Origin of the sequence: Kosakonia oryzae, assembly GCF_001658025.2 — a bacterium.
GTDB classification, from domain to species: Bacteria; Pseudomonadota; Gammaproteobacteria; order Enterobacterales; family Enterobacteriaceae; genus Kosakonia; species Kosakonia oryzae.
In genome coordinates, this window is record NZ_CP014007.2 from 4342983 (window position 1) to 4368969 (window position 25987).

Annotated in this window: 22 protein-coding genes, 1 tRNA gene and 1 pseudogene; 11 read left to right on the forward strand and 13 right to left on the reverse strand. The window is 54.3% G+C overall.

Annotated features, from left to right (window positions below):
• Positions 1 to 20 precede the first annotated feature (20 nt).
• A complete protein-coding gene (rlmD, locus tag AWR26_RS20630) occupies positions 21 to 1322 on the reverse strand; it encodes a 23S rRNA (uracil(1939)-C(5))-methyltransferase RlmD (RefSeq protein ID WP_064568355.1) in 1302 nt (433 codons plus the stop codon).
• Positions 1323 to 1379: 57 nt separating this feature from the next.
• On the opposite strand from rlmD, the gene barA reads away from it, so the two are divergent.
• Positions 1380 to 4145, forward strand: a complete 2766-nt coding sequence (gene barA / locus AWR26_RS20635; RefSeq protein ID WP_064568356.1) for a two-component sensor histidine kinase BarA — start codon at positions 1380 to 1382, stop codon at positions 4143 to 4145.
• A gap of 139 nt (positions 4146 to 4284) precedes the next feature.
• On the opposite strand, the gene AWR26_RS20640 is transcribed toward barA, so the two are convergent.
• The 8 genes from AWR26_RS20640 to syd all read right to left on the reverse strand — a co-directional run bounded on the left by AWR26_RS20640 (position 4285) and on the right by syd (position 12704).
• Positions 4285 to 5424, reverse strand: coding sequence for a glycerate kinase (locus AWR26_RS20640; protein ID WP_064568357.1), 1140 nt, complete (start codon positions 5422 to 5424; stop codon positions 4285 to 4287).
• An 87-nt stretch (positions 5425 to 5511) separates the two neighbouring features.
• On the reverse strand, positions 5512 to 6852 hold the full coding sequence (gene gudD, locus AWR26_RS20645; RefSeq protein WP_064568358.1) for a glucarate dehydratase: 1341 nt from the start codon (positions 6850 to 6852) through the stop codon (positions 5512 to 5514).
• 18 nt (positions 6853 to 6870) lie between these two features.
• Positions 6871 to 8211 (reverse strand): enolase C-terminal domain-like protein, encoded by a 1341-nt coding sequence (locus AWR26_RS20650; protein WP_064568359.1) that lies wholly within the window; start codon positions 8209 to 8211, stop codon positions 6871 to 6873.
• Positions 8211 to 9563: an MFS transporter gene (locus AWR26_RS20655; protein ID WP_064568360.1), complete on the reverse strand. Its 1353-nt coding sequence runs from the start codon at positions 9561 to 9563 to the stop codon at positions 8211 to 8213. The genes AWR26_RS20650 and AWR26_RS20655 overlap by 1 nt, the downstream gene beginning before the upstream one ends.
• 377 nt (positions 9564 to 9940) lie before the next feature.
• A complete protein-coding gene (locus AWR26_RS20660) occupies positions 9941 to 10390 on the reverse strand; it encodes a flavodoxin (RefSeq protein WP_064569074.1) in 450 nt (149 codons plus the stop codon).
• Positions 10391 to 10395: 5 nt separating this feature from the next.
• Positions 10396 to 11190 carry a tRNA pseudouridine(65) synthase TruC gene (truC, locus tag AWR26_RS20665; protein WP_064568361.1) on the reverse strand — a complete coding sequence of 265 codons (795 nt, stop codon included), beginning with the start codon at positions 11188 to 11190 and terminating at the stop codon, positions 10396 to 10398.
• On the reverse strand, positions 11190 to 11519 hold the full coding sequence (locus tag AWR26_RS20670) for a YqcC family protein (protein ID WP_064568362.1): 330 nt from the start codon (positions 11517 to 11519) through the stop codon (positions 11190 to 11192). The genes truC and AWR26_RS20670 overlap by 1 nt, the downstream gene beginning before the upstream one ends.
• Before the next feature lie 633 nt (positions 11520 to 12152).
• Positions 12153 to 12704: a SecY-interacting protein gene (syd, locus tag AWR26_RS20675; protein WP_064568363.1), complete on the reverse strand. Its 552-nt coding sequence runs from the start codon at positions 12702 to 12704 to the stop codon at positions 12153 to 12155.
• Between the two features lie 69 nt (positions 12705 to 12773).
• On the opposite strand from syd, the gene queF reads away from it, so the two are divergent.
• From queF to AWR26_RS20705, 6 genes and pseudogenes are all read left to right on the forward strand, one after another.
• Entirely contained in the window at positions 12774 to 13619 is an 846-nt protein-coding gene (gene queF, locus AWR26_RS20680) for an NADPH-dependent 7-cyano-7-deazaguanine reductase QueF (protein ID WP_064568364.1), read from the forward strand.
• Between the two features lie 87 nt (positions 13620 to 13706).
• Complete coding sequence (gene ppnN, locus AWR26_RS20685; protein ID WP_043954876.1) at positions 13707 to 15071, forward strand: nucleotide 5'-monophosphate nucleosidase PpnN; 1365 nt, start codon at positions 13707 to 13709, stop codon at positions 15069 to 15071.
• A 444-nt stretch (positions 15072 to 15515) separates the two neighbouring features.
• The gene (locus AWR26_RS20690) at positions 15516 to 16805 is read left to right on the forward strand and encodes an HAAAP family serine/threonine permease (protein ID WP_064568365.1); all 1290 of its coding nucleotides are present in this window, start codon (positions 15516 to 15518) and stop codon (positions 16803 to 16805) included.
• A 56-nt stretch (positions 16806 to 16861) separates the two neighbouring features.
• On the forward strand, positions 16862 to 18229 hold the full coding sequence (locus tag AWR26_RS20695) for an L-serine ammonia-lyase (RefSeq protein WP_064568366.1): 1368 nt from the start codon (positions 16862 to 16864) through the stop codon (positions 18227 to 18229).
• 90 nt (positions 18230 to 18319) lie between these two features.
• The gene (xni, locus tag AWR26_RS20700) at positions 18320 to 19093 is read left to right on the forward strand and encodes a flap endonuclease Xni (RefSeq protein WP_064568367.1); all 774 of its coding nucleotides are present in this window, start codon (positions 18320 to 18322) and stop codon (positions 19091 to 19093) included.
• A 174-nt stretch (positions 19094 to 19267) separates the two neighbouring features.
• Positions 19268 to 19478 (forward strand): annotated as a pseudogene (locus tag AWR26_RS20705) (hypothetical protein); the annotation flags it as partial.
• Positions 19479 to 19570: 92 nt separating this feature from the next.
• Here AWR26_RS20705 and AWR26_RS20710 read toward each other — a convergent pair.
• Positions 19571 to 19647: transfer RNA gene (locus AWR26_RS20710), tRNA-Asp, on the reverse strand.
• A gap of 132 nt (positions 19648 to 19779) precedes the next feature.
• On the reverse strand, positions 19780 to 20511 hold the full coding sequence (dnaQ, locus tag AWR26_RS20715) for a DNA polymerase III subunit epsilon (RefSeq protein ID WP_090397556.1): 732 nt from the start codon (positions 20509 to 20511) through the stop codon (positions 19780 to 19782).
• A 52-nt stretch (positions 20512 to 20563) separates the two neighbouring features.
• Here dnaQ and rnhA point away from each other — a divergent pair, with 52 nt between their 5' ends.
• On the forward strand, positions 20564 to 21031 hold the full coding sequence (gene rnhA, locus AWR26_RS20720; RefSeq protein ID WP_035889499.1) for a ribonuclease HI: 468 nt from the start codon (positions 20564 to 20566) through the stop codon (positions 21029 to 21031).
• Here rnhA and AWR26_RS20725 read toward each other — a convergent pair.
• The gene (locus tag AWR26_RS20725; protein ID WP_043954885.1) at positions 21028 to 21735 is read right to left on the reverse strand and encodes a class I SAM-dependent methyltransferase; all 708 of its coding nucleotides are present in this window, start codon (positions 21733 to 21735) and stop codon (positions 21028 to 21030) included. The two genes, rnhA and AWR26_RS20725, sit on opposite strands and share 4 nt — an antisense overlap.
• A 33-nt stretch (positions 21736 to 21768) precedes the next feature.
• Here AWR26_RS20725 and gloB point away from each other — a divergent pair, with 33 nt between their 5' ends.
• Together gloB and mltD are read left to right on the forward strand one after the other, a co-directional pair.
• Positions 21769 to 22524, forward strand: a complete 756-nt coding sequence (gene gloB, locus AWR26_RS20730) for a hydroxyacylglutathione hydrolase (protein ID WP_064568368.1) — start codon at positions 21769 to 21771, stop codon at positions 22522 to 22524.
• Between the two features lie 74 nt (positions 22525 to 22598).
• Positions 22599 to 23969 (forward strand): murein transglycosylase D, encoded by a 1371-nt coding sequence (mltD, locus tag AWR26_RS20735; protein WP_064568369.1) that lies wholly within the window; start codon positions 22599 to 22601, stop codon positions 23967 to 23969.
• A gap of 59 nt (positions 23970 to 24028) precedes the next feature.
• Here mltD and AWR26_RS20740 read toward each other — a convergent pair whose 3' ends face one another.
• The gene (locus AWR26_RS20740; protein ID WP_035889512.1) at positions 24029 to 24829 is read right to left on the reverse strand and encodes an endonuclease/exonuclease/phosphatase family protein; all 801 of its coding nucleotides are present in this window, start codon (positions 24827 to 24829) and stop codon (positions 24029 to 24031) included.
• Between the two features lie 229 nt (positions 24830 to 25058).
• On the opposite strand from AWR26_RS20740, the gene yafC reads away from it, so the two are divergent.
• Positions 25059 to 25958 carry a DNA-binding transcriptional regulator YafC gene (yafC, locus tag AWR26_RS20745; protein WP_064568370.1) on the forward strand — a complete coding sequence of 300 codons (900 nt, stop codon included), beginning with the start codon at positions 25059 to 25061 and terminating at the stop codon, positions 25956 to 25958.
• Positions 25959 to 25987: the final 29 nt, after the last annotated feature.

Here is a 25987-nt window from a genome sequence, read left to right on the forward strand (position 1 = left end):
ATTCGACAAGCCGAAATTAATCATTTGTTTTTCACAAACAACACCATCGATTCCAGATGACCAGTGTGCGGAAACATGTCCAGCATCGCCAGCCGCTGAATCTGGTAACCTGCATTTAATAGCGCTTCACTGTCACGGGCAAGCGTGGCGGGGTTACAGGAAACGTACACCACTCTGCCGGGAGACAATTTTATAATATGTCGCATCACCCCGGCAGCTCCTGTGCGCGCGGGATCGAGCAACACCTTATCAAATCCCTGGCTCGCCCAGGGTTGCCGAGTGACATCATCCTCCAGATTTTCATGAAAGAATGTCACATTCTGCAAGCCATTCTGTTGCGCATTCTCCTGCGCTTTCGCCACCAGATCGGCGACGCCTTCCACCCCAACGACACTTAACGCGCGCTGCGCCAGCGGCAGAGTGAAATTCCCCATACCGCAGAACAGATCCAGTACGCGGTCGTCGGGCTGGATATCAAGCCACGCCAGCGCATGAGCCACCATTTGCTGATTGACGCCATCGTTGACCTGAATAAAGTCCCGCGGGCTGAACATTAAGCGTAGCCCGTCGGAGCTGTACCAGGGGGATTCTCCGCTAACATGTTCAAGTATCTCGCTTTGTGGCGCGAGGTACAGCGCAATCCCCTGAGAATGCGAAAAACGTTCCAGTTTTTCTTTATCCGCATGACTTAACGGCGCAGTGTGCCGCAAAACCATCAGTGGGCCATTGTCGGCCTCCACCAGTTCGACGTGCCCCAGATGGCGCACTGCGCCAAGCCCTGCCAGACATTCATGCAACGGCACCAGCATTGCCTCAAGACGGGGCACCAGTACCGGGCAACGCCTCACATTGATAATGTCGTTGTCGCCCGCTTTGCGAAACCCCATCTCCAGACGCTGCGTTTTCGGTTGCCAACTGAGGCTCAAACGCGCCCGACGGCGATATCCCCAGGGTTGTGCGGCAATCACCTCGTCAACGTTCTGTTTCATCAATCGCGCCAGTGCCGCGCTTTTACTGCGCTGTTGCAGAGCAACGCTGGCATGTTGCTGCTGGCACCCGCCGCAAACGCCAAAATGTGGACATTCCGGTTTAACGCGCTCCGGGCTGTCATTCAGGCGGTGTTTTACTTCCCCACGGGCAAACTGACGTTTTTCCTCTTTGAGGGTAATTTCCGCCGTTTCTGCTGGTAATAATCCGGGGATAAACAACGCTTTACCATTATGGCGAGCAACCCCCTGACCAAAGGGATCGAGGTCGGTTGCCGTGACGGTAATGCGCTCACGAGTCGTCACGCGTCGTTTTGCAGAGTAGAATTGCGCCATTGCAGTGAATATTCTCAATAACTGTGTAATGGCCTAATTCTCCCATAACGGAACTCCATGACCAACTACAGCTTGCGCGCACGCATGATGATTCTGATCCTGGCCCCCACTGTGCTTATCGGTGTGCTGCTCAGTATCTTTTTCGTCGTTCACCGCTATAACGATTTACAGCGTCAACTGGAAGACGCAGGCGCCAGTATTATCGAACCGCTGGCGGTTTCCAGCGAATACAGCATGGCGCTACAGGATCGCGAAGCCATTGGCCAGTTGATTAGCGTGCTTCACCGCCGCCATTCTGACATCGTCCGCGCTATCACCATTTACGACGGGCGCAACGATGTGTTCGTCTCGTCCAATTTCCAGCTTGATGGTGACGATCTGAGGGTGCCAGAAGGGCAGCCTTTCCCGCGCAAGCTAAACGTTACCCGCCGCGGCGATACGATGGTGCTGCGCACACCGATCCTGTCCGAGGGGCTTGAACCGGCAAACACCGCTCTGCCTGCGGATAAAATCACCGGCAATATGCTCGGCTATGTGGCGCTACAGTTGGATCTGAAATCGGTACGCCTGCAGCAGTACAAGGAGATTTTTATCTCCAGCCTGATGATTTTATTCTGTATTGGTATTGCGCTGATTTTTGGCTGGCGTCTGATGCGCGACGTGACTGGTCCCATTCGTAATATGGTGAATACCGTCGACCGTATCCGTCGCGGGCAGCTCGACAGCCGTGTTGAAGGTTTTATGCTCGGCGAGCTGGATATGCTGAAAAACGGCATCAATTCGATGGCCATGTCGCTGGCGGCCTACCACGAAGAGATGCAGCATAATATCGATCAATCTACCTCGGATCTGCGTGAAACGCTGGAGCAGATGGAGATCCAGAACGTTGAGCTGGATCTGGCGAAAAAGCGTGCGCAGGAAGCCGCGCGAATTAAATCTGAGTTTCTCGCCAATATGTCTCATGAGCTGCGCACACCGCTGAATGGCGTGATTGGCTTTACCCGTTTGACATTGAAATCTGAGCTGAATCCTACCCAGCGCGATCACCTGCTGACCATTGAACGCTCGGCGAATAACCTACTGGCGATCATTAACGATGTGCTGGACTTCTCCAAGCTGGAAGCGGGCAAACTGATCCTCGAAAGTATTCCGTTCCCTCTGCGCAACACGCTGGATGAGGTGGTGATCTTGCTGGCGCACTCGGCGCACGATAAGGGGCTTGAGCTGACCCTGAACATCAAAAATGATGTCCCGGATAACGTGATTGGCGACCCGCTGCGTCTGCAGCAAGTGATCACCAATCTGGTCGGCAACGCCATCAAGTTTACCGAACATGGCAATATCGATGTGGTGGTTGAGAAACGCGCCATCAGCAATAACAAAGTGCAAATTGAGGTGCAGATCCGCGATACCGGCATCGGCATTCCGGAACGCGATCAGTCGCGCCTGTTCCAGGCATTTCGTCAGGCGGATGCCAGCATCTCTCGCCGCCACGGCGGTACTGGCCTGGGGTTGGTGATCACGCAACGGCTGGTGAATGAGATGGGCGGCGATATCTCTTTCCATAGCCAGCCGAACCGGGGTTCGACCTTCTGGTTCCATATTGATCTCGACCTCAATCCAAACGCCATCACCGAAGCGCCCGCCACGGAAAGACTGGTCGGTAAACGTCTGGCGTATGTCGAACCGAATGCCGCAGCGGCGCAAAGCACGCTGGAAGTGCTCAACAACACGCCGCTGGAGATAATTTATAGCCCGTCATTCTCGGCGCTCCCGCAAGGGCACTACGATATTTTGCTGTTGGCGGTGCCGGTAACCGTGCGCGAGCCGCTCAGCATGCAGCACGATCGCCTGGCGCGTGCGGCAGCCATGACCGACTATCTGCTGCTGGCGTTACCGTGCCACGCACAAGTGAATGCCGAAGAGCTGAAACAGGATGGTGCAGCGGCTTGTCTGCTTAAACCGCTGACCACTACCCGCCTGCTGCCCGCCTTGACTGAGTATTGTCGCGCGACGCAACTGGTTCGGACCTCACATGAGGATGAAAGCAAACTGCCAATGAGCGTCATGGCGGTGGATGACAACCCGGCGAACCTGAAGCTAATTGGCGTTCTGCTTGAGGATCAGGTGCAGCACGTCGAGCTGTGCGAGAACGGTTTGCAAGCCATCGAGCGGGCCAAACAGATGCAGTTCGATCTGATTCTGATGGATATCCAGATGCCGGATATGGACGGTATTCGTGCCTGCGAGTTGATCCGCCAGCTACCGCATCAGCAGCAAACTCCCGTCGTCGCCGTAACCGCACATGCGATGGCCGGGCAAAAAGAGAAGTTGCTCAGCGCCGGGATGAACGATTATCTGGCCAAGCCAATCGAAGAAGATAAGCTGCATAACCTGCTGTTGCGCTATAAGCCTGGCCCGGAAATCAGCGTCTGGCATACGCCGGAAACCGAAGAGATCCCGGTGGAGCTGCCGATCAATCACGATGTTACGCTCGACTGGCAACTGGCGCTGCGACAGGCGGCGGGGAAAACCGACCTTGCGCGCGAGATGCTGCATATGCTGATCGAGTTTCTGCCGGAGATCCGCAATATGGTGGAGGAACAACTGGTCGGCGAAGCGCCGCAGGGGTTGCAGGAAGCGATCCACAAGCTGCACGGCAGTTGCGGTTACAGCGGCGTTCCTCGGCTGAAAAACCTCTGCCAGCTCATTGAACATCAACTGCGTAGCGGCGTCAGTGCCGACGAGCTGGAACCGGAGTTTCTGGAACTGCTTGATGAGATGGATAACGTTACGCGCGAAGCGCACCGGTTGATTGGGTAGCGATGTTGAGAGTAACGAATGGCCTGAACGCCGGATGACTTGCACGCCGGATGGCGGCAATGCCTTCCGGCATGGGATAGTGCGACACTTTAATCGCTTTGTAAGCCGGATAAGCGCCTGCGCCATCCGGCAAATATCACTACAGTTGCTGCCCCGCTTTTAGCACCGCTGCCACATTGCGCGCCGTCATACGGACGTTTTCACCTGCATTTGCCAGCGCTTTTTCCAGCGTACAGATCGTATAGAGCACGCTGAAAACGGCATCAATGCCATGATCGTGCACCACGCCAACATCGGCGGTGAGGCTCCCGGCAATGCCGATCACCGGAATATTGTAGCGCTTGGCCACTTTCGCTACGCCGACCGGCACTTTGCCATGCACCGTCTGGCTGTCGATGCGCCCTTCACCGGTGATCACCAGATCCGCGCCCCTGACATGTTTATCCAGCGCCAGCGCGTCGGTGACAATCTCGATCCCCTGGCGCAATTCCGCGCCGCAAAACGCATATAATGCCGCGCCCATGCCGCCCGCTGCGCCGCCGCCCGCCAGGTTCAGCACGTCGATGTCCAGATCGCGGGCAATGATCTCTGCATAATGCGCCAGCGCCTTGTCCAGCCGGGCAATCATCTCTGGTGTCGCACCTTTCTGCGGGCCAAAAACGGCCGATGCCCCCGCTTCTCCGGTTAATGGATTGGTTACGTCGCAGGCCACTTCAATGCGACAACCGGCAAGACGTTTATCCAGCTCGCGGAGATCAATGCGCGCCAGCGATTCCAGCGCCGCGCCGCCTGGCGCAATCTGCCGATCCTGCTCGTCGAGCAACTTTGCGCCCAGCGCCTGCACCATGCCTGCGCCACCGTCATTGGTGGCGCTGCCGCCGATGCCAATAATGATATGTTTAACGCCTGCATCCAGCGCATGGCGGATCAGTTCGCCGGTTCCCCACGACGTGGTAATCAGCGGATCGCGCTTCGCCGGCGGCACCATTTCCAGCCCGCTGGCCGCCGCCATTTCAATAAACGCCGACTGCTCATCGCCGGAAATGCCATAAAATCCTTCCGCCTGTTCGCCCAGCGGGCCCTTCACCGCTACCTTAACAATACGGCCGTTGGTCGCAGCAACCATGGCTTCTACCGTCCCTTCGCCACCGTCTGCAACCGGAATTTTTATATACTCCGCCGAGGGAAATATCTCGCGAAAACCACGCTCAATGGCCGTCGCAACTTCCAGGGCGCTTAAGCTTTCTTTGTAAGAGTCAGGAGCGATAACAATCTTCATAAGCCATCCTTATGCATATTCACAACAATAAGCATACACCCAGGAAAGGTACTGAAATGCCAGCCCCCGCAAGGACTGGCAATTTCATTAACGCACCATGCAGGGCCGTTTGTTATCAAACTTCCAGTCAGGGATCAGATACTGCATCCCCATCGCATCATCACGCGCGCCAAGGCCATGTTTCTGATACAGCGCGTTGGCTTTCATCACCTGATCCATATCCAGTTCAACGCCCAGACCCGGCGTGGTCGGAACCTGTACCATCCCGCCTTTGATTTCGAACGGCTGTTTGGTCAGGCGCTGATTGCCCTCCTGCCAGATCCAGTGTGTGTCGATAGCGGTAATGTTGCCAGGCGCAGCGGCAGCGACGTGAGTGAACATCGCCAGCGAAATATCGAAGTGGTTGTTGGAGTGTGAGCCCCAGGTCAGGCCAAATTCGTGGCACATTTGCGCCACACGTACCGAGCCCTGCATCGTCCAGAAATGCGGATCCGCCAGCGGAATATCCACCGATTGCAGCGACAGCGTATGTCCCATCTGCCGCCAGTCGGTGGCGATCATGTTGGTCGCCGTCGGCAGACCGGTCGCACGGCGGAATTCTGCCATCACTTCACGGCCAGAGAAACCCTGTTCAGCACCGCAGGGATCTTCCGCGTAAGCCAGTACGCCTTTCAGGTGCTTACCGATTTTGATGGCTTCATCCAGCGACCATGCGCCATTGGGATCCAGCGTGACGCGCGCCTGCGGGAAGCGTTTTGCCAGCGCGGAAATGGCTTCCGCCTCTTCCATGCCCGCCAGAACGCCGCCTTTCAGTTTGAAATCGTTAAAGCCATATTTTTCATAAGCGGCTTCCGCCAGACGCACGACGCGATCCGGCGTCATTGCCTCTTCATGGCGAACGCGATACCAGTCGCATTTGTCATCCGGCTGACTCTGGTACGGCAGCGGCGTTTTTTTGCTGTCGCCGACGAAGAACAGGTAGCCCAGCATCTCGACTTCATTACGCTGCTGGCCTTCGCCCAGCAGGGAGGCGACGTTGACGCCAAGGTGCTGGCCTAACAGATCCAGCATCGCCGCTTCGATACCCGTTACCACATGGATTGTGGTGCGCAAGTCGAAAGTTTGCAGCCCGCGGCCGCCGGCATCGCGATCGGCGAAAGTCTGGCGCACGCTGTTCAGCACGTTTTTGTATTCACCCAGCGTTTTACCAACCACCAGCGGAATCGCATCTTCCAGCGTTTTACGGATTTTCTCGCCGCCCGGAATTTCCCCCACGCCGGTGTGCCCTGCGTTGTCTTTGATCACCACGATATTGCGGGTGAAGAAAGGGGCATGCGCGCCGCTCAGGTTCATCAGCATGCTGTCGTGCCCGGCAACCGGGATCACCTGCATGGATGCGACAACGGGGGTAGACGTATATGTGCTCATTTTTTATCCTTTTCTCTCTCAATGACGTCCAAAGACCGGGCGTTTTTTGTCAAACGTCCAGCCCGGGATGAGGTACTGCATCGGGCCTGCGTCATTGCGCGCGCCGCCAGGCAGTTTTTTATAGGCGGCATGTGCTTTCTCGATTTGATGCCAGTCGATCTCCACGCCGAGGCCTGGCGCATCCGGCACGGCAATTTTGCCCTGCCTGATTTCCAGCGGCTGTTGGGTCAGGCGGGCATCGCCCTCCTGCCAGATCCAGTGGGTGTCGATAGCGGTTGGTGTTCCCGGTGCAGCGGCGCCGACATGGGTAAACATCGCCAGTGAAATATCGAAATGGTTGTTGGAGTGACAGCCCCAGGTCAGCCCCCAGTCATCGCACAACTGCGCAACCCGCACGGCGCCGGAGAGTGTCCAGAAGTGCGGATCCGCCAGTGGAATATCGACAGCATTCAGCATCACCGCGTGACCCATTTCTCGCCAGTTGGTGGCGATCATATTGGTGGCGACCGGCAGACCGGTAGCGCGGCGGAACTCCGCCATCACTTCGCGGCCAGAGAACCCCTGCTCGGCACCGCACGGATCTTCGGCGTAGGTCAGCACATCATTCAGCCCTTTACACAGGCTAATGGCTTCGTCCAGCAGCCAGGCGCCGTTCGGGTCCACCGTAATGCGCGCATTCGGGAAGCGTTTTTTCAACGCCTTCACGGTTTCGATCTCTTGCTCACCGGGCAGGACGCCGCCTTTCAGTTTGAAATCTTTAAAGCCGTAACGATCCTGCGAGGCCTCCGCCAGACGTACCACCGCATCGCTGGTCATCGCTTCCTGATGACGCAGGCGATACCATTCGTGGCTGCCAGGCGTGGCATCCAGATAGGGAAGATCGGTTTTCGTGCGATCGCCGACGTAGAACAGATAACCCAGTACCGTAACGGCATCGCGCTGTTTGCCGGGGCCAAGCAGCTCGCACACCGGTACGTTCAGCGCTTTACCAAGCAGATCGAGCAGCGCAGCTTCCAGCGCTGCAACCGCATTGACGCGCAGTTCAAAGGTCCATGCGCCTTTGCCGAAGGTATCGAAATCCGCCGCCTGGTTGCCTTTATGCACGCGCTGCACCACTTTGTTCAGCCGGGCAACTTCCTGCCCGACCACCATCGGAGTGGCATCAACCAGCGTTTTGTAGATCACTTCGCCGCCGGGCGCTTCACCGACGCCAGTATTCCCGGCGTTATCCGTCAGCACGACGATGTTGCGCGTGAAGTAAGCGTTATGCGCGCCGCCAATGTTCATCAGCATACTGTCATGCCCGGCGACGGGAATGACTTTCATCCCGGTGATAATCGGGCTGGCTTGTGTATTCATTACTCGCGTCCTGTAGGTTTCAGTACGATACGTTTGATATCGCCGACCAGTACCAGATAGCTCAATACCGCCACCAGCGCATGGATACCGACATAAATCAGCGCGCCATTAAACGAACCGGTAGAGCCAACGATGTAGCCGATAGCAATGGGCGTCACGATACCGGAGATGTTGCCGAACATATTGAACAGGCCGCCGCTCAGACCGCTGATCTCTTTCGGCGCGGTATCTGCCATCACCGCCCAGCCCAGCGCGCCAATCCCTTTACCAAAGAAGGCCAGCGACATAAAGCCGATGATCATCATTTCCGAGTTGGTGTAGTTACAGAACACCATGCTCATCGACAGCAGCATACCCAGTACGATCGGTGTTTTGCGGGCCATATTCAGCGAGCCGTAGCGACGCATTAACCAGTCTGAAATGATGCCGCCAAGCACGCCACCGACAAACCCGCAAATAGCCGGAATTGACGCCACAAAACCGGCCTTCAGAATCGACATGCCGCGCGCCTGCACCAGATACACCGGGAACCAGGTGATGAAGAAGTAAGTCAGGGCGTTAATGCAGTACTGCCCCAGGTAGACGCCGATCATCATGCGCGAACCCAGCAGTTGCTTAATCTGCCCCCATTTTTCCGCGAACGGGACACTGTGAGTATTGTTCTTCTGATCCATGTTGATCAGCGCGCCGCCTTCGGCAATGTACTCCAGCTCCTTCTTGTTGACGCCAGGGTGCTGATTCGGCTCGTGGATCATTTTCTGCCACAGCAGACTGATGAAGATCCCTAAACCACCCATGAAGAAGAAGACGTGCGACCAGCCCACTTCGTGCGTCAGCCAGCCCATGATCGGCGCAAAAATAACGGTCGCGAAATATTGTGCGGAGTTAAAAATCGCCACCGCCGTGCCCCTCTCCTGCGCCGGGAACCAGGCCGCAACGATACGGCTGTTACCGGGGAAGGAGGGCGATTCGGCCAGGCCGACCATAAAACGCAGAGTAAAGAGAGCCACGATGATGCCGAAGCCACTGAAGATATCGACAAAGCCCTGCAATAAGGTGAACAGCGACCAGGTAAAGATGGACCAGAAATAGACCCGTTTGGAGCCGAAGCGGTCAAGCAACCAGCCGCCCGGGATCTGGCCAATCACATAGGCCCATGAAAATGCAGAAAAAACATAGCCCATGGCGACCGAATCAAGACCGATGGCTTTGGACATCTCCGAACCAGCAATCGACAATGTTGCGCGATCGCCGTAGTTGAAGGATGTGACGATAAACAGCATCACCACTATCCAGTAGCGGGCGTTTGTGCGCTTTTCAGCGCCGCTCGCCGCCTGGCTGAATGTACTCATGGTTGTACTCCCGAAGCATCAATGTTCTTTGTACATTCATCCTGTACGGCACAACCTGTAGGGGAAGACAGGATGATGTAGTGTGTTTTTTGCTATTCCTGCCGGGGTTTTTCCCGTTAGCGGAACGCATTTTTTAACTGGCGAGAAAAGTATAAGAAGCGGCCTTTCAACACTCACCGTGCAACAACACAACATTCATCGGGCCCGGCAAGTTGCTTTATTGCATTAGCCCAGGGTGATGGGGAGTACTTCACGGAAATGGAAGCCGGGGATCGGCAAAGAAGATCAGACGAAGGTAGAGATCGAAGAATGTGAAATGCGTCGCTTGACGCCATAAAAAGAGAGTATTTTCCCTCCCCGGATGAGGAGGGAAAACGTTATTTCAGCAACGTTGCCCAGTGTTCAACCCACGGATTTGACACGCTTTCCGGCTCCGGGTCTTCATTCGCGTCAATCAGCAGCATATCACCGATGCGCTGTGCGCTCTGCTCCTGCAACAACGCATCAAACTGTTTGCCGCCGCCGCAGAAATTGGCGTATGTGCTATCGCCCAGGGCAATCACACCATAATGTAAATCCGGCTGGTAACCCACGGTATCGCGCAGGTAGTGGAACAACGGCGCAATGCTGTCCGGCAAATCGCCCTGCCCGGTCGTCGACGTTACCACCAGCGCGTAATGGCCTTTGTTGTTATCCCAGTCCGCCGCAGTAGGATCTTCAAACACCGTCGCGCTATGGCCGTGCGCGTTTAAGATTTCCTGCGCTTCTTCCGCCACCAGCAGCGAATTACCGTACATGGTGCCAACAAAAATTCCGACCTTCGCCATGCTCATCACTCCTTGTGTGATTCGAGATGGCCCTCATCCTGACCGTTCAGCGACGCAAACTCAACCCTTTCATTCTCAGGGAGAAGCCCGCGCCAGCCGAAGTGCGACAGCGCCTGCATCCACACCGCATCCAGACCAGCGCGCAGCGTTAAGGCTTCGCCGGTAAACGGATGCGTGAGCGTTAACTGGCTGGCATGCAGCATCAGCCGCTGACAACCAAAATGCTCTGCGGCGCTGCGGTTTTGCCGCAAATCACCGTGCTTGCTGTCACCAATGATCGGATGGCGTAAGTGCGCCAGATGGCGGCGTAACTGATGTTTGCGCCCGGTTTTCGGTTCCAGTTCAACCAGCCCATAACGGGTGGTCGGAAATTTACTGGTCGCCACGGACATTTCGGTGGTCGCCAGCCCACGATAATGGGTTACCGCAGGCTGCGGATCTTTATTCGCGCGGGCGAATTTGTCAGCGACTTTGTCCAGCTCCTCCACCAGCGGGTAATCAAGCAGTGCCTCTTCCATCAACCAACCGCGCACAATTGCGTGATAGCGTTTCTGGATTTGATGCTGCTCAAACTGCTGCGCCAGGCGGCGGCCCGCTTCACTGGAAAGGCCCATTAATAAAACGCCGGATGTTGGCCTGTCGAGACGGTGCGCGGTAAAAACATGCTGGCCGATTTGGTCGCGCACGGTTTGCATTACCACCACTTTTTCATCGCGCTCCAGCCAGCTACGATGTACCAGCCAGCCGGAAGGTTTGTTCACCGCCACCAGCCATTCGTCCTGGTAAATAATCTCCAGCATTAGTCATCTTCGCCAGCGAACAGCGCGTCAAGCTGCTGAAGGTGAACCAGCATCACCTCACGGGAGGGGTGCGTGGCGTCAACAGCGATTTCATAATAGGGCGCGATGGCAAACGCCTGCGGTAGCGGCTGCTGGCCATCCAGCAGCGCGTGCATACGTGGAATTAATACCCATTGCAGCCACTCGAACGGCTCCAGGGTATCCATACAGAAGGGTTGCGTGCTTGTAAAAGCATCCGGTGCTGGCGCCACGCTTTGCCATAGATTTTGCTTGCGCAGTTGCGCTTCGAGTTGATGAAGTTGCTCGCGCACTCGTTGATGAAGAGTCATAAAAACCCCCGCTAGAAAACAGACTGGCGCGCAGCATAGCAAAGACCAGAGCAAATAAAAAAAGGGAGCACTGTAAAAACAGTGCTCCCGGTTCGTTTCGTAGCAGTCCGGCTACTCGTTGTGCTCCCTGCTCATCCTTGAAAACTTTTCCTGTGGTCTCCTGACCGGTTCATCCGTGAACTGTGCATCATGCTCACACCACCCCGATGTGACTTAGCCTCATCCTTAATGCGTGTCCCTGATCATCCTGATCTGCCGGCCATCCTGACCGACTCTCATTCTCCTTCCTGGAGGTGTCCCTTAACGCAATCCTGCGTTGTCCTGCTGCTTCATCCTGAAGCCTTTCCCTGTAGCACCTTCCCGGTGTGTCCCTGAAGCAACATCATCCTGATGTACGCTTCGTTGTCAGACTCCCTGTCGACAGAAACAGAATTACCCATTCTGCTCCCCCTTACAAGAACACCTAACGCAAATTTTCTTTTGAATGAAACCCTTTATATGCAAGGGTTAAAGCGTAACGTTATGAAATTAAATAAGTATAGGGGGAATAGCACAATGACAGTATGGCAAATGTCCTGGCGATCTCTCACAGGTCGTGTAAGAGATCTCGCACAAGCAGAGTAGCAACGGGGACTACACGACAGGTTCAAGCTGGTTAAGAAAATTCGCAAGGCTCGGGGCCAGAACGGTGCGCTGGCGGGTACCCAGCGTCTCTTGCACCACTTCACCACTCAGGTTACACAGCGAAATGACATCCAGCTCGCTATCAAGTGTGGCGATAAACAACGTCGGCGAAAGCTTTAATCTTTTCTGCGTGACAAGATGACCAATCAGGTTTTCCTGTACGCGCAGAAAATCTTCTTCGCTCCAGGTTTGCAGCAGCGTCAGCGTCAGCGGCAGTGCGCCAAGGCGCGCGTGCATATCCCCGGCGAATTGCGTGGTATAAAACGTATGAACCGGCGTTTGTACCACAATGTCCATCGCCTGCTCAACCGGGTTTACGTTCGGTTGCGCGGAGAATGGCTGCGGTTGCCAAATCACATACTCATCGGTTGAAGAGATAATGCAGGGTGATGGAATCCCGTGCAGCTCCTCGCTTTGTGGCCAGGTGCCGCGCGCTGCGTGCCACGCGTCGCAATAACGTTCCGTAAAAGCTTTCAGCGCAATGGCCGTCTCGTTTTCCACCGATTTCTCTCTTCATCTAAGCCAGGATAAACTCTGCGTAATAGTTTACCTGCAAAATGGCGATGAAACATGTCTTCTTACGATAACCACCAGGCGCTGGCTGGCCTGACTCTTGGCAAAACCACTGATTACCGCGATACCTACGACGCCAGCCTGTTGCAGGGCGTTCCCCGTTCATTAAATCGCGATCCGCTGGGCCTGACGGCCGGGAATCTTCCTTTTCAGGGAGCGGATATCTGGACGCTTTATGAACTCTCCTGGCTGAATGCCAAAGGTTTACCGCAGGTGGCGGTAGGCCACGTCGAACTGGATCACGCCAGCGTGAATCTGGTGGAATCGAAAAGCTTTAAACTCTATCTCAACAGTTTTAACCAGACGCGCTTCGCCAGTTGGGATGAGGTACGCGACACTCTACAACGCGATTTGAGCGCCTGCGCGCAAGGCAACGTCAGCGTGGCGCTGTACCGTATTGATGAACTGGAAGGCCAGCCGATCGCCCATTTCCATGGCACCTGTATTGACGAGCAGGACATTGAAATCGAGAGCTATGCCTTTGATGCTGCGTGGCTGACGGACGCCGCCAGCGGCAAAGTGGTTGAAGAGACGCTGGTCAGCCATCTGCTGAAATCAAACTGTCTGATTACCCACCAGCCGGACTGGGGCTCTGTGCAGATCCAGTACCGGGGGCCAAAGATCGATCGCGAGAAACTGCTGCGCTATCTGGTCTCTTTCCGCCATCACAACGAGTTTCACGAGCAGTGCGTTGAGCGCATTTTTACCGACATTCAGCGCTTCTGCCAGCCAGAAAAACTGAGCGTTTACGCACGCTACACGCGTCGTGGCGGGCTGGATATCAATCCGTGGCGTACCAATACCGATTTCATCCCTGCAACCGGGCGTCTGGTACGTCAGTAAAACATTTCCCGCCGGGTTGTTAAACGTCATAAGCCAGGGCTATTGTAATCAGTGGGAAGATAAATTCCGTCCCGTTAAGGAGTTCACTTGATTACACATATTAGCCCGCTTGGCTCAATGGATATGCTGTCGCAGTTGGAAGTCGATATGCTTAAACGCACGGCCAGCAGCGACCTTTATCAACTGTTTCGCAACTGCTCGCTCGCTGTACTGAACTCAGGGAGCCAGACGGATAGCAGCAAAGAGCTGCTTTCCCGCAATGTCGGTTTTGATATCAACGTGTTGCGCCGTGAACGCGGCGTGAAGCTGGAATTGATCAACCCGCCGGAAGAGGCCTTTGTCGACGGGCGGATCATCCGCTCGTTGCAGGCCAACTTGTTCGCGGTCCTGCGCGATATTCTCTTCGTCAATGGGCAAATTCATAATGCCGGGCGTTTCCAGCATTTAAATCTGGAAAGCTCTATCCATATTACCAACCTGGTCTTCTCCATTTTGCGTAACGCGCGTGCCCTGCACGTCGGCGAAGCGCCAAATATGGTGGTTTGCTGGGGCGGCCACTCGATCAACGAAACCGAGTACCTTTACGCCCGCCGTGTGGGTACGCAGTTAGGCCTGCGCGAGCTGAATATCTGCACCGGCTGCGGGCCGGGCGCGATGGAAGCGCCAATGAAAGGTGCCGCGGTTGGCCATGCGCAGCAACGCTATAAAGATGGTCGTTTTATCGGCATGACCGAGCCATCCATTATCGCCGCTGAGCCGCCGAATCCGCTGGTCAATGAATTGATCATCATGCCGGATATTGAAAAACGGCTGGAAGCTTTTGTCCGCATCGCGCACGGGATCATTATCTTTCCTGGCGGCGTGGGCACGGCGGAAGAGCTGCTCTATCTGCTGGGGATCCTGATGAATCCGGCGAACAAAAACCAGGTGCTGCCGCTGATCCTTACCGGGCCGAAAGAGAGTGCGGACTACTTCCGCGTTCTGGACGAATTTATTGTCAATACGCTGGGCGAAGCTGCGCGTCGCCACTACACCATCATCGTTAATGATGCGGCGGAAGTGGCGCGTCAGATGAAAAAAGCCATGCCGCTGGTGAAAGAGAACCGTCGCGATACCGGGGACGCCTACAGTTTCAACTGGTCAATTCGCATTGCGCCGGATCTGCAAGTGCCGTTCGAACCGACCCATGAAAATATGGCAAACCTGAAACTCTACCCAGACCAACCGGTAGAAGTGCTGGCGGCGGATCTGCGCCGGGCCTTCTCGGGTATTGTGGCAGGTAACGTGAAAGAGCCTGGTATCCGCGCAATTGAAGCGTTTGGTCCCTATAAAATTCACGGTGATAGTGACATGATGCGCCGGATGGACGATCTGTTGCAGGGTTTTGTTGCCCAGCACCGTATGAAACTCCCTGGTTCCGCTTACATCCCCTGCTACGAAATTTGTACTTAATTGACCTTTCCAGGGCGGAGTCATAATCCGCCCTTATATCTCGCGTGTAGCCCATCATTTGCTGACCAGCAATTCATGTATAACAACCGCCTTTAATATCGATAAATAACTGCAAAAACGTTGTTTTGCAGTGCTTTTATCATCTTCTGTCACCGGTTATTTGATCGCATATCTGGCGAGTGTTAGCCTTTTCGCCCATAAATTTCACATGTTAATAATTAGCCAGATAAATGGTCTAAATATATCCGTATAAAAAGTGGATTATTGCATTTGAGATCCGCATCACTGATGTTGTCATAACTTATCTGTATCTTTCCGCCGCAAATAGTTACAGGGAGAAATTATAAAAAAACTGTAATTGGCCGACTTAAATATTGACGCTGACGTTTCCGACATTTGATTTGTCTGCAACGGCAGTATTTTGCTTCCCCAGGAGATGTATAAATGGAAACCATTCAGACTGGCGTAGGAACCTCCGTAGAAACACGCAGTTCATGGCGCAAAACCGACACTATGTGGATGTTGGGCCTTTACGGCACAGCCATCGGCGCAGGCGTTCTGTTTCTGCCAATTAATGCCGGTGTCGGCGGCCTGATCCCGCTCATCATCATGGCAATTCTCGCTTTCCCGATGACCTACTTCGCCCACCGTGGCCTGACCCGCTTTGTGTTGTCCGGTAAAAACCCAGGTGAAGACATTACTGAAGTGGTCGAAGAGCATTTCGGTATCGGCGCTGGTAAGTTGATTACCCTGCTTTATTTCTTCGCGATTTATCCGATCCTGCTGGTTTATAGCGTGGCGATCACCAATACCGTGGACAGCTTTATGACCCACCAGTTGGGAATGACTCCGCCGCCGCGCGCGATTCTGTCGCTGATCCTTATCGTCGGTATGATGACCATTGTGCGCTTCGGTGAGCAGATGATTGTGAAAGCGATGAGCATCCTGGTATTTCCGTTCGTTATCGCTCTGATGCTGCTGGCGGTGTACCTGATTCCACAGTGGAACGGTGCCGTGCTGGAAACCCTGTCGCTGAGCAGCGCGTCCGCCACCGGTCATGGCCTGTGGATGACGCTGTGGCTGGCAATCCCGGTGATGGTGTTCTCGTTTAACCACTCGCCGATCATCTCCTCTTTTGCCGTTGCCAAGCGTGAAGAGTACGGCGCAGAAGCCGAACGTAAATGCTCCCGCATTCTGGCCTTTGCGCACCTCATGATGGTGATGACCGTTATGTTCTTTGTGTTTAGCTGTGTGCTGAGCCTGGCGCCCGCCGATCTGGTTTCGGCGAAAGAGCAGAACATCTCCATTCTCTCTTATCTGGCGAACCACTTTAATGCGCCAGTTATCGCCTGGATGGCGCCGATCATTGCGATGATCGCCATCACCAAATCGTTCCTCGGCCACTACCTGGGCGCCCGTGAAGGCTTTAACGGTATGGTGATTAAGTCTCTGCGCAGCAAAGGCAAATCCATCGAAATCAACAAACTGAATAAAATTACCGCGCTGTTCATGCTGTTGACCACCTGGGCCGTTGCCACCTTGAACCCAAGCATTCTGGGTATGATCGAAACCCTGGGTGGGCCAATCATTGCGATGATCCTGTTCCTGATGCCGATGTATGCCATCGCGAAAGTACCGGCAATGCGCAAATACAGCGGCGCTATCAGCAACATCTTCGTCGTGATTATGGGTCTCATCGCCATCTCCGCGATCTTCTTCTCCCTGTTCAGTTAATCTTTTCGCGCCGTCCTGTCGGGCGGCGCATCCCCTATAGCAATGGATAATGCGTCATGATCAGCGTATTCGATATTTTTAAAATCGGTATCGGGCCGTCCAGCTCGCACACCGTGGGTCCAATGAAAGCCGGTAAACAGTTCACAGACGATCTGATTGCCCGTGGCATCTTGCACGACGTAACCCGCGTCGTGGTGGATGTTTACGGTTCTCTCTCCCTGACCGGTAAAGGGCACCATACTGACATCGCGATTATTATGGGCCTGGCGGGGAATCTGCCGGATAGCGTCGATATTGATGCCATTCCGGGTTTTATTCAGGATGTTAATACCCATGGCCGCCTGCAGTTGGCCAACGAAGCGCACGAAGTGGAGTTTCCGGTCGATCAATGCATGAATTTCCATGCGGATAACCTCTCGCTGCACGAAAACGGCATGCGTATTACTGCGCTTGCGGGCGAACAGGTGCTCTACAGCCAGACCTATTACTCCATCGGCGGCGGGTTTATCGTTGACGAAGAACACTTTGGCCAGCCCACCAGCGCGCCGGTCGAAGTGCCCTACCCTTACCAAACCGCCGCCGATTTGCAGCGTCATTGCCAGGAGACCGGTTTATCGCTCTCCGGGTTGATGATGAAAAACGAGCTGGCGTTGCACAGCAAAACCGAACTGGAGCAGCATCTCGCCCGCGTGTGGGAAGTGATGCAGGGTGGTATCGAGCGCGGTATCGCAACGGAAGGGGTATTGCCTGGCAAACTGCGCGTTCCGCGCCGTGCCGCTGCGCTGCGCCGTATGCTGGTCAGCAGCGATAAAACCAGCACCGACCCGATGGCCGTGGTTGACTGGATCAATATGTTCGCGCTGGCAGTGAACGAGGAGAACGCCGCCGGTGGGCGTGTAGTGACGGCACCGACAAACGGCGCGTGCGGGATCGTGCCTGCGGTACTGGCGTATTACGATCGCTTTATCCGTCAGGTTAACGCTAATTCACTGGCGCGTTATCTGCTGGTCGCCAGCGCCATTGGCTCGCTGTATAAGATGAACGCCTCCATTTCCGGCGCGGAAGTAGGCTGCCAGGGCGAAGTCGGCGTCGCCTGTTCCATGGCGGCGGCCGGGCTGGCGGAGTTGTTGGGCGGCAGCCCGGCGCAAGTCTGTATCGCGGCGGAAATCGGTATGGAGCACAACCTCGGTCTGACCTGCGACCCGGTAGCAGGCCAGGTGCAGGTGCCCTGTATCGAGCGTAACGCGATTGCTTCGGTGAAAGCGGTCAATGCCGCGCGAATGGCGCTGCGTCGCACCAGTGAACCGCGCGTCTGCCTCGATAAAGTTATCGAAACAATGTATGAAACCGGAAAAGATATGAACGCCAAATACCGTGAAACTTCTCGCGGCGGGCTGGCGATGAAGATCGTGTCCTGCGACTAATCCCGCATCAGATGCCTCGTTTTGCGAGGCATCTTCCTGATTTTGCCCTGCTTTATAGCCTCGCCAGGCATGCGATGATACCCTTAGCGGATGATTTCAAGGAGGGTATCTGTGGCTCATCTGCTCATTGTTGACGCACTTAATCTGATTCGCCGTATCCATGCGGTGCAAGGTTCACCTTGCGTTGATACCTGCCTGCATGCGCTGGAGCAGTTGATTATCCACAGTCAGCCAACCCATGCCGTCGCGGTTTTTGATGATGAGGCCCGTAACCAGGGCTGGCGCCATCAGTTACTGCCGGATTACAAAGCGGGTCGCCCTCCCATGCCGGATACCCTTCAGACGGAAATGCCATTACTGCGTGCGGCTTTCGAACAACGCGGGATCCGCTGTTGGGCAACGCCTGGCAACGAAGCCGACGATCTTGCTGCAACGCTGGCGGTGAAAATGGCGCAGGCCGGGCAACAGGCGACGATTGTCTCAACGGACAAAGGCTACTGCCAGTTGCTCTCCCCGACGATCCGCATTCGCGACTACTTTCAGAAACGCTGGCTGGACGCGCCCTTTATTGCTCAGGAGTACGGGGTTACGCCAGAGCAATTACCGGATTACTGGGGGCTGGCTGGGATCAGCAGTTCGAAAGTACCGGGCGTGGCGGGCATTGGTCCGAAAAGCGCAACGCAGTTGCTGAGTACGTTTCCAACGCTGGAGGCGCTATACGAAAACCTCGAAGCGGTACCGGAGAAGTGGCGGCAGAAACTGGAAACACACCGGGCGATGGCATTTACCTGCCGGGATGTGGCGCGTCTGCAAACCGATTTGCAACTTGATGGCAATTTACAACAGCTTCGCCTGACGCGCTGAACGCCAGCGGTATATTGCCCACTTAGCCGGTAGCCGGTGAGTACGTGGGCAGAAACGGCAAGTGCCTGAACCATGACGCTCAGGCCTTTTGAACGCCAGGTATCAGAATCAGCCATAAAAATAATCCCCCTGCCAATAACCCCGCAGCGGCCATTGACTCCCCACCACTTGCTTCTGCTGCTGACCTTGATTGCCTTTATCTGCTGCATCCAGGCCGTTGTCGGCTCCGGCGCGAAAGAGGCGATGTGGTCGTTCGTCACGTTGATTCAGCACCGCCTTTTATGCCCTGAACTACAGCCGCATTCATAAGAATCTTTATCCACTGGATAAGGCATGGGTTCAGAGAGTTATTCCGTCAAAACTATCAACGTTAGCAGTTGTATAAGAACGGGAGCACCAGCCATACGGCAAAGTGAGAAAGCGGAGAACTGAAATGACAAAGGCCTGAATCATTGCTGATTCAGGCCTTCTGAATAGTGGCGGAACGGACGGGACTCGAACCCGCGACCCCCTGCGTGACAGGCAGGTATTCTAACCGACTGAACTACCGCTCCGCTGTGTTCCCGTCAGGGAACGAGGCGCATATTACGTATTGCACCTGGTGCCGTCAACGCTTTTTCTTCTGTTTCTAATCATTTGCTGCAAAAATCATCTATACAGCAAATATTCATGCATAAGTACCTGATTTAGCCGCGCCACAGGCAACTTCCGCCCTTTTTCTGCACCAAATCCAGGCGCGATTCATGGGCTGCCAGCTCATCATCACTGGCTAAAACAACGCGCAGCTTACTGGCAGCACGGACAACGCGTTGGATCCCCACTTCTCCCGTCTGAGACTGCCCTTCGCCTTCCATCGAAAATTTCATCGATGTCTGGCCGCCGGTCATCATCAGATACACATCAGCAAGGATCTGGGCATCGAGTAACGCCCCGTGCAGCGTACGTTTGCTGTTGTCGATTTCGTAACGAGAACAGAGCGCATCGAGGCTGTTGCGCTTGCCCGGAAACATTTTACGCGCCAGCGCCAGACTATCGGTGACCTTACAGAACGTATCGGTCTTTGGGATCCCGCGATTCAGCTTGCCGAACTCATAGTCCATAAAGCCGATATCAAACGATGCGTTATGGATCACCAGCTCTGCGCCGCGAATATAATCGATAAATTCATCGGCGATATCGGCGAACGTGGGTTTATCCAGCAGGAATTCATCGGCAATACCGTGAACGCCAAACGCTTCGGGATCGACCAGCCGATCGGGCTTCAGATAGATATGATAGTTATTGCCGGTGAGTCGCCGGTTGACGACTTCTACCGCGCCGATTTCAATAATTTTGTGCCCTTCATAGTGGGCGCCGATCTGGTTCATACCGGTGGTTTCGGTATCGAGGACGATCTGTCGTGTAATTGCAGTGCTCATAGCGGCCATTTATGTCAGACTTGTCGTTTTCAACTCAGGAAGTCTACCAGAGATGCTTAAACAGGTAGAAATTTTCACCGACGGATCTTGTCTCGGTAACCCAGGTCCCGGCGGTTACGGCGCCATCTTACGCTATCGTCAGCATGAAAGAACCTTCAGCGCAGGCTACCGTCTGACGACCAACAACCGTATGGAATTGATGGCCGCTATCGTGGCGCTGGAAGCATTAAAAGAGCATTGCGAAATCGTGCTCAGCACCGACAGCCAGTATGTGCGCCAGGGAATTACCCAGTGGATCCACAACTGGAAAAAGCGCGGCTGGAAAACCGCAGAGAAAAAACCGGTGAAGAATGTCGATCTCTGGCAGCGGCTGGACGCAGCGCTCAGCCAGCACCAAATCAAATGGGAATGGGTCAAAGGCCATGCCGGGCACCCGGAAAACGAACGCTGCGATGAGCTGGCGCGAGCGGCGGCGATGAACCCGACCCAGGAAGACGTGGGTTATCAGCCAGAGGCTTAAGACTGACGCGTTGCGCCAACAGCCTGGCGCACCGGGGTTTTGTTACGGCTCTGCTTCATCGGGTTGAGCGTCAACGGAATGGTGCGTTTGCGGGCGACGATCAACTGCATGCACCCCAGCGCGGGTAAATGCGAGCTAAGCAGTTTACCGCCCTGCTTCGTCCATGGCAGCACGCGAAAACGGCTATAATGTAACACTTCGAAATTGAGCAGTGATAACCAGTCGAACTGGCGCATCAGCGTAAACATGCGGCTTTTGACGGCTGGCGAGCGGCGAGCAAACGGTACGGCCTTCGCCAGGCCGAGCAGGCTAATCGGATTAAAGCCGCTCATCACCAGCCAGCCGTCGTCAATCAGCACACGATCAACTTCCTGCAATAAGCGGTGCGGATCGGTACACCACGAAAGCGTGTGCGCCAGCAGGCAGGCATCAACGGATTTTTCCGCAAAAGGCAGATGCAGCGGATCGGCACGAACCTGCATTGGCTCGCCCGCTAGGGAAACATTCACCTGATGGGAAACGGCGCAACTTTCGGCATTGATTTCTGCGCTGAGATTGCCGATCTTAAGCAAATGAAAACCATACATTTTTGCGAACCAGGGCTTGAGTTCTCCTTCCAGCGCCTCACGGTAATATGCGCCTTTGGGTAAATCATTCCAGCTAACGGGTGCTACGAATGTCTGAGGAGTCCTTGCCGGTTTCATCACCACCTTCCGCCACGCTTTGAGAGGTATTTTATGAATCTTAACAGTATTCCCGCCTTCCAGGATAACTACATCTGGGTACTGAACAATGATAACGGACGCTGCCTGATTGTCGATCCGGGCGAAGCCGCGCCGGTGCTGCAAGCCCTTGAAGAGAAACAGTGGCAGCCGGAAGCCATCTTCTTAACGCATCATCATAATGACCACGTTGGCGGTGTGAAAGAGCTGCGCCAACGGTATCCCGACGTCGTGGTGTACGGGCCCTCAGAGACGCAAGATAAAGGTGCTACGCATATTGTTGCTGATGGCCAGGTCATTTCTGTTTTGGGGCACGAATTCTCTATATTCGCCACGCCCGGTCACACTTTAGGACATATCTGTTTCTTCAGCTTTCCTTATCTGTTTTGCGGTGACACGCTCTTTTCCGGCGGATGCGGCAGGCTTTTCGAAGGTACGGCAACCCAGATGTATCAATCGTTTTGTAAGATAAACGCCCTTCCGGATGAGACAGTCATTTGTTGCGCACACGAATACACTTTAGGGAATATGAAGTTTGCAATCAGTATCCTGCCTGAGGATCCTGCACTTAACGAATACTATCGAGAAGTTAAGGAGTTACGTGCAAAAAATCAAAAAACACTACCCGTAATTCTGAAAAACGAGCGTCGAATTAATTTATTTTTACGAACCAAAGACATTGATTTAATTGAGGTAATCAACAAAGAAACAAATTTGCAACACCCTGAAGAGCGTTTCGCGTGGTTACGGGCAAAGAAAGATAACTTCTGATATTTCCTGGTTGCCTTTTCTGAGCTGCCCCGTTATCATCGCTCGTCTTTTAAGCAACTACTATTGACACACACATGAAGGCAAAAGCGATATTATTCGCCTCTGTCCTGCTCGTGGGGTGCCAGGCGTCTAAACACGACGGCACGGTCCAACAGCACGCACAGAGCCTTTCTGCAGCTGGTCAAGGGGAAGCAGGGAAGTTTACTAGTCAGGCGCGGTGGATGGACGATGGAACATTCGCCGCCCAGGATAACAGTGACTTGTGGACCTCCATTAGCGACGAGCTAAAGATGGGAATTCCGGAAAATGCCCGGATTCGCGAACAGAAACTGAAGTATTTAAGCAATAAGAGCTATCTCCACGATGTAACTTTACGGGCAGAGCCGTATATGTACTGGATAGCAGGGCAAGTTAAAAAACGTAACATGCCCATGGAACTGGTACTACTACCCATAGTGGAGAGCGCTTTTAACCCACATGCGACGTCTGGCGCCAATGCCGCAGGCATTTGGCAGATCATTCCGAGCACTGGGCGAAATTATGGTTTAAAGCAGACACGCAGTTACGATGCGCGTCGTGACATTGTGGCGTCTACAACAGCCGCACTCGACATGATGCAGCGTCTGAATCGTATGTTTGACGGCGACTGGTTACTGACCGTTGCCGCCTATAACAGCGGTGAAGGTCGTGTACTGAAGGCAATGAAAGCGAACAAAGCACGGGGTAAACCCACTGATTTTTGGTCGCTCTCACTGCCGCAGGAAACCAAAATTTACGTACCGAAAATGCTGGCATTGAGCGATATTCTCAAGAACAGCAAGCGTTATGGCGTTAATTTGCCAACGCCGGACGAAAGTCGTGCCCTGGCGCGAGTCAGATTGAGCAGCCCGGTTGAAGTTGCTCAGTTGGCGGAAATGGCAGGCATCTCTGTGAACAAGCTGAAAACCTTTAACGCTGGCGTTAAAGGTTCCACGCTCGGTTCCGTTGGGCCACAGTACGTGATGGTACCGAAGAAACACGCCGATCAACTGCGTGAATCTCTGGCCTCCGGCGAAATCGCCGCTGTACAGCCAACCCTGGTGGCGGATAACACCCCGCTGACCAGTCGCAGCTACAAAGTTCGTTCAGGCGACACGCTTTCAGCGATTGCTTCACGCCTCGGCGTGACCACGAAGGATCTCCAGCAGTGGAATAACCTTCGCGGCGCAAACCTGAAAATCGGTCAGAACCTGACGGTTGGCGCAGGCAGCAGCGCGCAGCGTCTTGCCCGCAATAGCGACAGCATTACGTATCGCGTGCGCAAAGGTGATTCGCTATCGAGTATCGCAAAACGTCACGGCGTTAACATCCAGGATGTGATGCGCTGGAACAACGATACGGATAATTTGCAGCCTGGCGATCAACTGACGCTCTTTGTGAAAAACAGCGCCACGCCGGATTCCTGATTTAAGCCCATTAAAAAAGCACCGTTCCCCACGGTGCTTTTTTTTGCCTTTTCGTCCTGTTACTTCCCGGCTTTGCCAGGGCTAAACTCCACCAGCAATGGGTTATGATCCGACGCGCGGGTCACCAGAACTGAAGCTTCCTCCACGTTTAACCCGCGGTAAAAGATAAAATCGAGCGGTCGACCAAAGGCACGCCGGCGATTGTCGTCGGTAAAGCGCACCTGCCGCAGAGACATATCCCGGGTGAAGCGGTACAGAGCATTCATGCGCGGCCGGCTCCAGGCATTAAAATCGCCGGCCATGATCACCGGCCCGTTATGGCGCAATATCTGATCGCCAATTGGCAGTAATTGTTTGCTGTAAACGTCCACGCCAAGACTGAAATTCACCGCATGCACATTCACGACCATCAGATTGCGTAAATCAGGCAACGGGTAAACCGTGACTAATGCCGATTTTGCCAGCCGTAAGATCGGCTCACGTTCGCGTAACGGGCAGCAATAAACCGGATGCGCCGAGGAAAGTGTCATTACTCCCGAGGGGTGCTGCGGTAAAACAAAGGCGGGAACCTGGTCAGCAGCAAGATAGTTAGTGGTCGCAAACCGGACCAGCTCCGGCGTGGTTTGCGCTTCCTGCAGTAAAACCAGATGTGCATCTTTACCAAAATTTTGCAGTACCGATAGCCACTCCGCGCGCTGCTGCTTGAAAATATTCCACACCAGAACACGGATTTTTTCGTCGCTGCTTAGCGGAACGCCTGCGGGCAGCGCCTTGCCAATACTCGCGAAAGATCCCGGCGGTAAAATTCGCTCCGCGGGTTGTCCGGCAACATATCGCATGGCATAGGTATTTTTTGGCACTTTCGGCTTTCAAACCTCTTTGATGTCCGCCCCTGCATCGGGTGGTCATTCAGTTATAGGGATTTTAACACCGAGTTTCAACGTTCAATCACCAGAAAAACACCCTATGCTGGTGAGTAAGTACTTAGTGACATCACTAATGAATAGCCGTCGTGGCACCCGCTCTGGCAACATGGTTAAATAACTTATGGATGAAAAATATCGTTGAAATGTTGCTACAGAGGCAATAATGAAAACCACTTCAGAAGAACTCGCGATTTTTGTTGCCGTTGTTGAAAGCGGCAGTTTCAGCCGGGCTGCGGAACGCCTGGGACAAGCCAACTCGGCCATCAGCCGCGCGGTGAAGAAGCTGGAAAATAAGCTTGGGGTTAATTTGCTTAATCGCACCACGCGCCAGCTCAGCCTGACCGAAGAAGGCGAGCGCTACTTTCGGCGCGTACAAAACGTCCTGCAGGAGATGGCGGCAGCAGAAACCGAGATCATGGAGACCAACTCCACGCCCAGCGGTACGTTACGCATCGACGCCGCAACCCCTGTGGTGCTGCATTTTTTGATGCCGTTGATAAAACCGTTTCGCGAGCGCTATCCGGAAATCAAACTGTCGCTGGTCTCCAGTGAAACCTTTATCAACCTGATCGAACGTAAAGTGGATGTTGCGATCCGCGTAGGTAAACTGACCGATTCCAGCCTGCGCGCCCGTCCGCTGTTTAAAAGCTATCGCAAAATCATCGCTTCGCCGGAATATATTGCCCGCTACGGAAAACCGGAAACAGTGGAAGAGTTAAGCAACCACGTCTGCCTTGGTTTTACCGAACCGGTTTCGCTTAACGTCTGGCCCATTGCCGCTGCCGATGGTCAATTGTATGAAGTGACACCAGATATTGCGTCGAACAGCGGTGAAACGCTGAAACATTTATGCCTGAGCGGAAATGGCATTGCCAGCCTGTCGGACTATATGATCGACAAAGAACTGGCGAGTGGGGAACTGGTTGATTTGCTGGCGGATAAGCGTCTGCCGGTGGAAATGCCTTTCAGCGCCGTTTACTACAGCGACCGGGCAGTGAGCACCCGCATCCGCGCTTTTATTGATTTTGTCAGCGAGCATTTACCGCCGACAGTAGAGAAATAACAACGGGAGCGCAGGCTCCCGTTATTCCA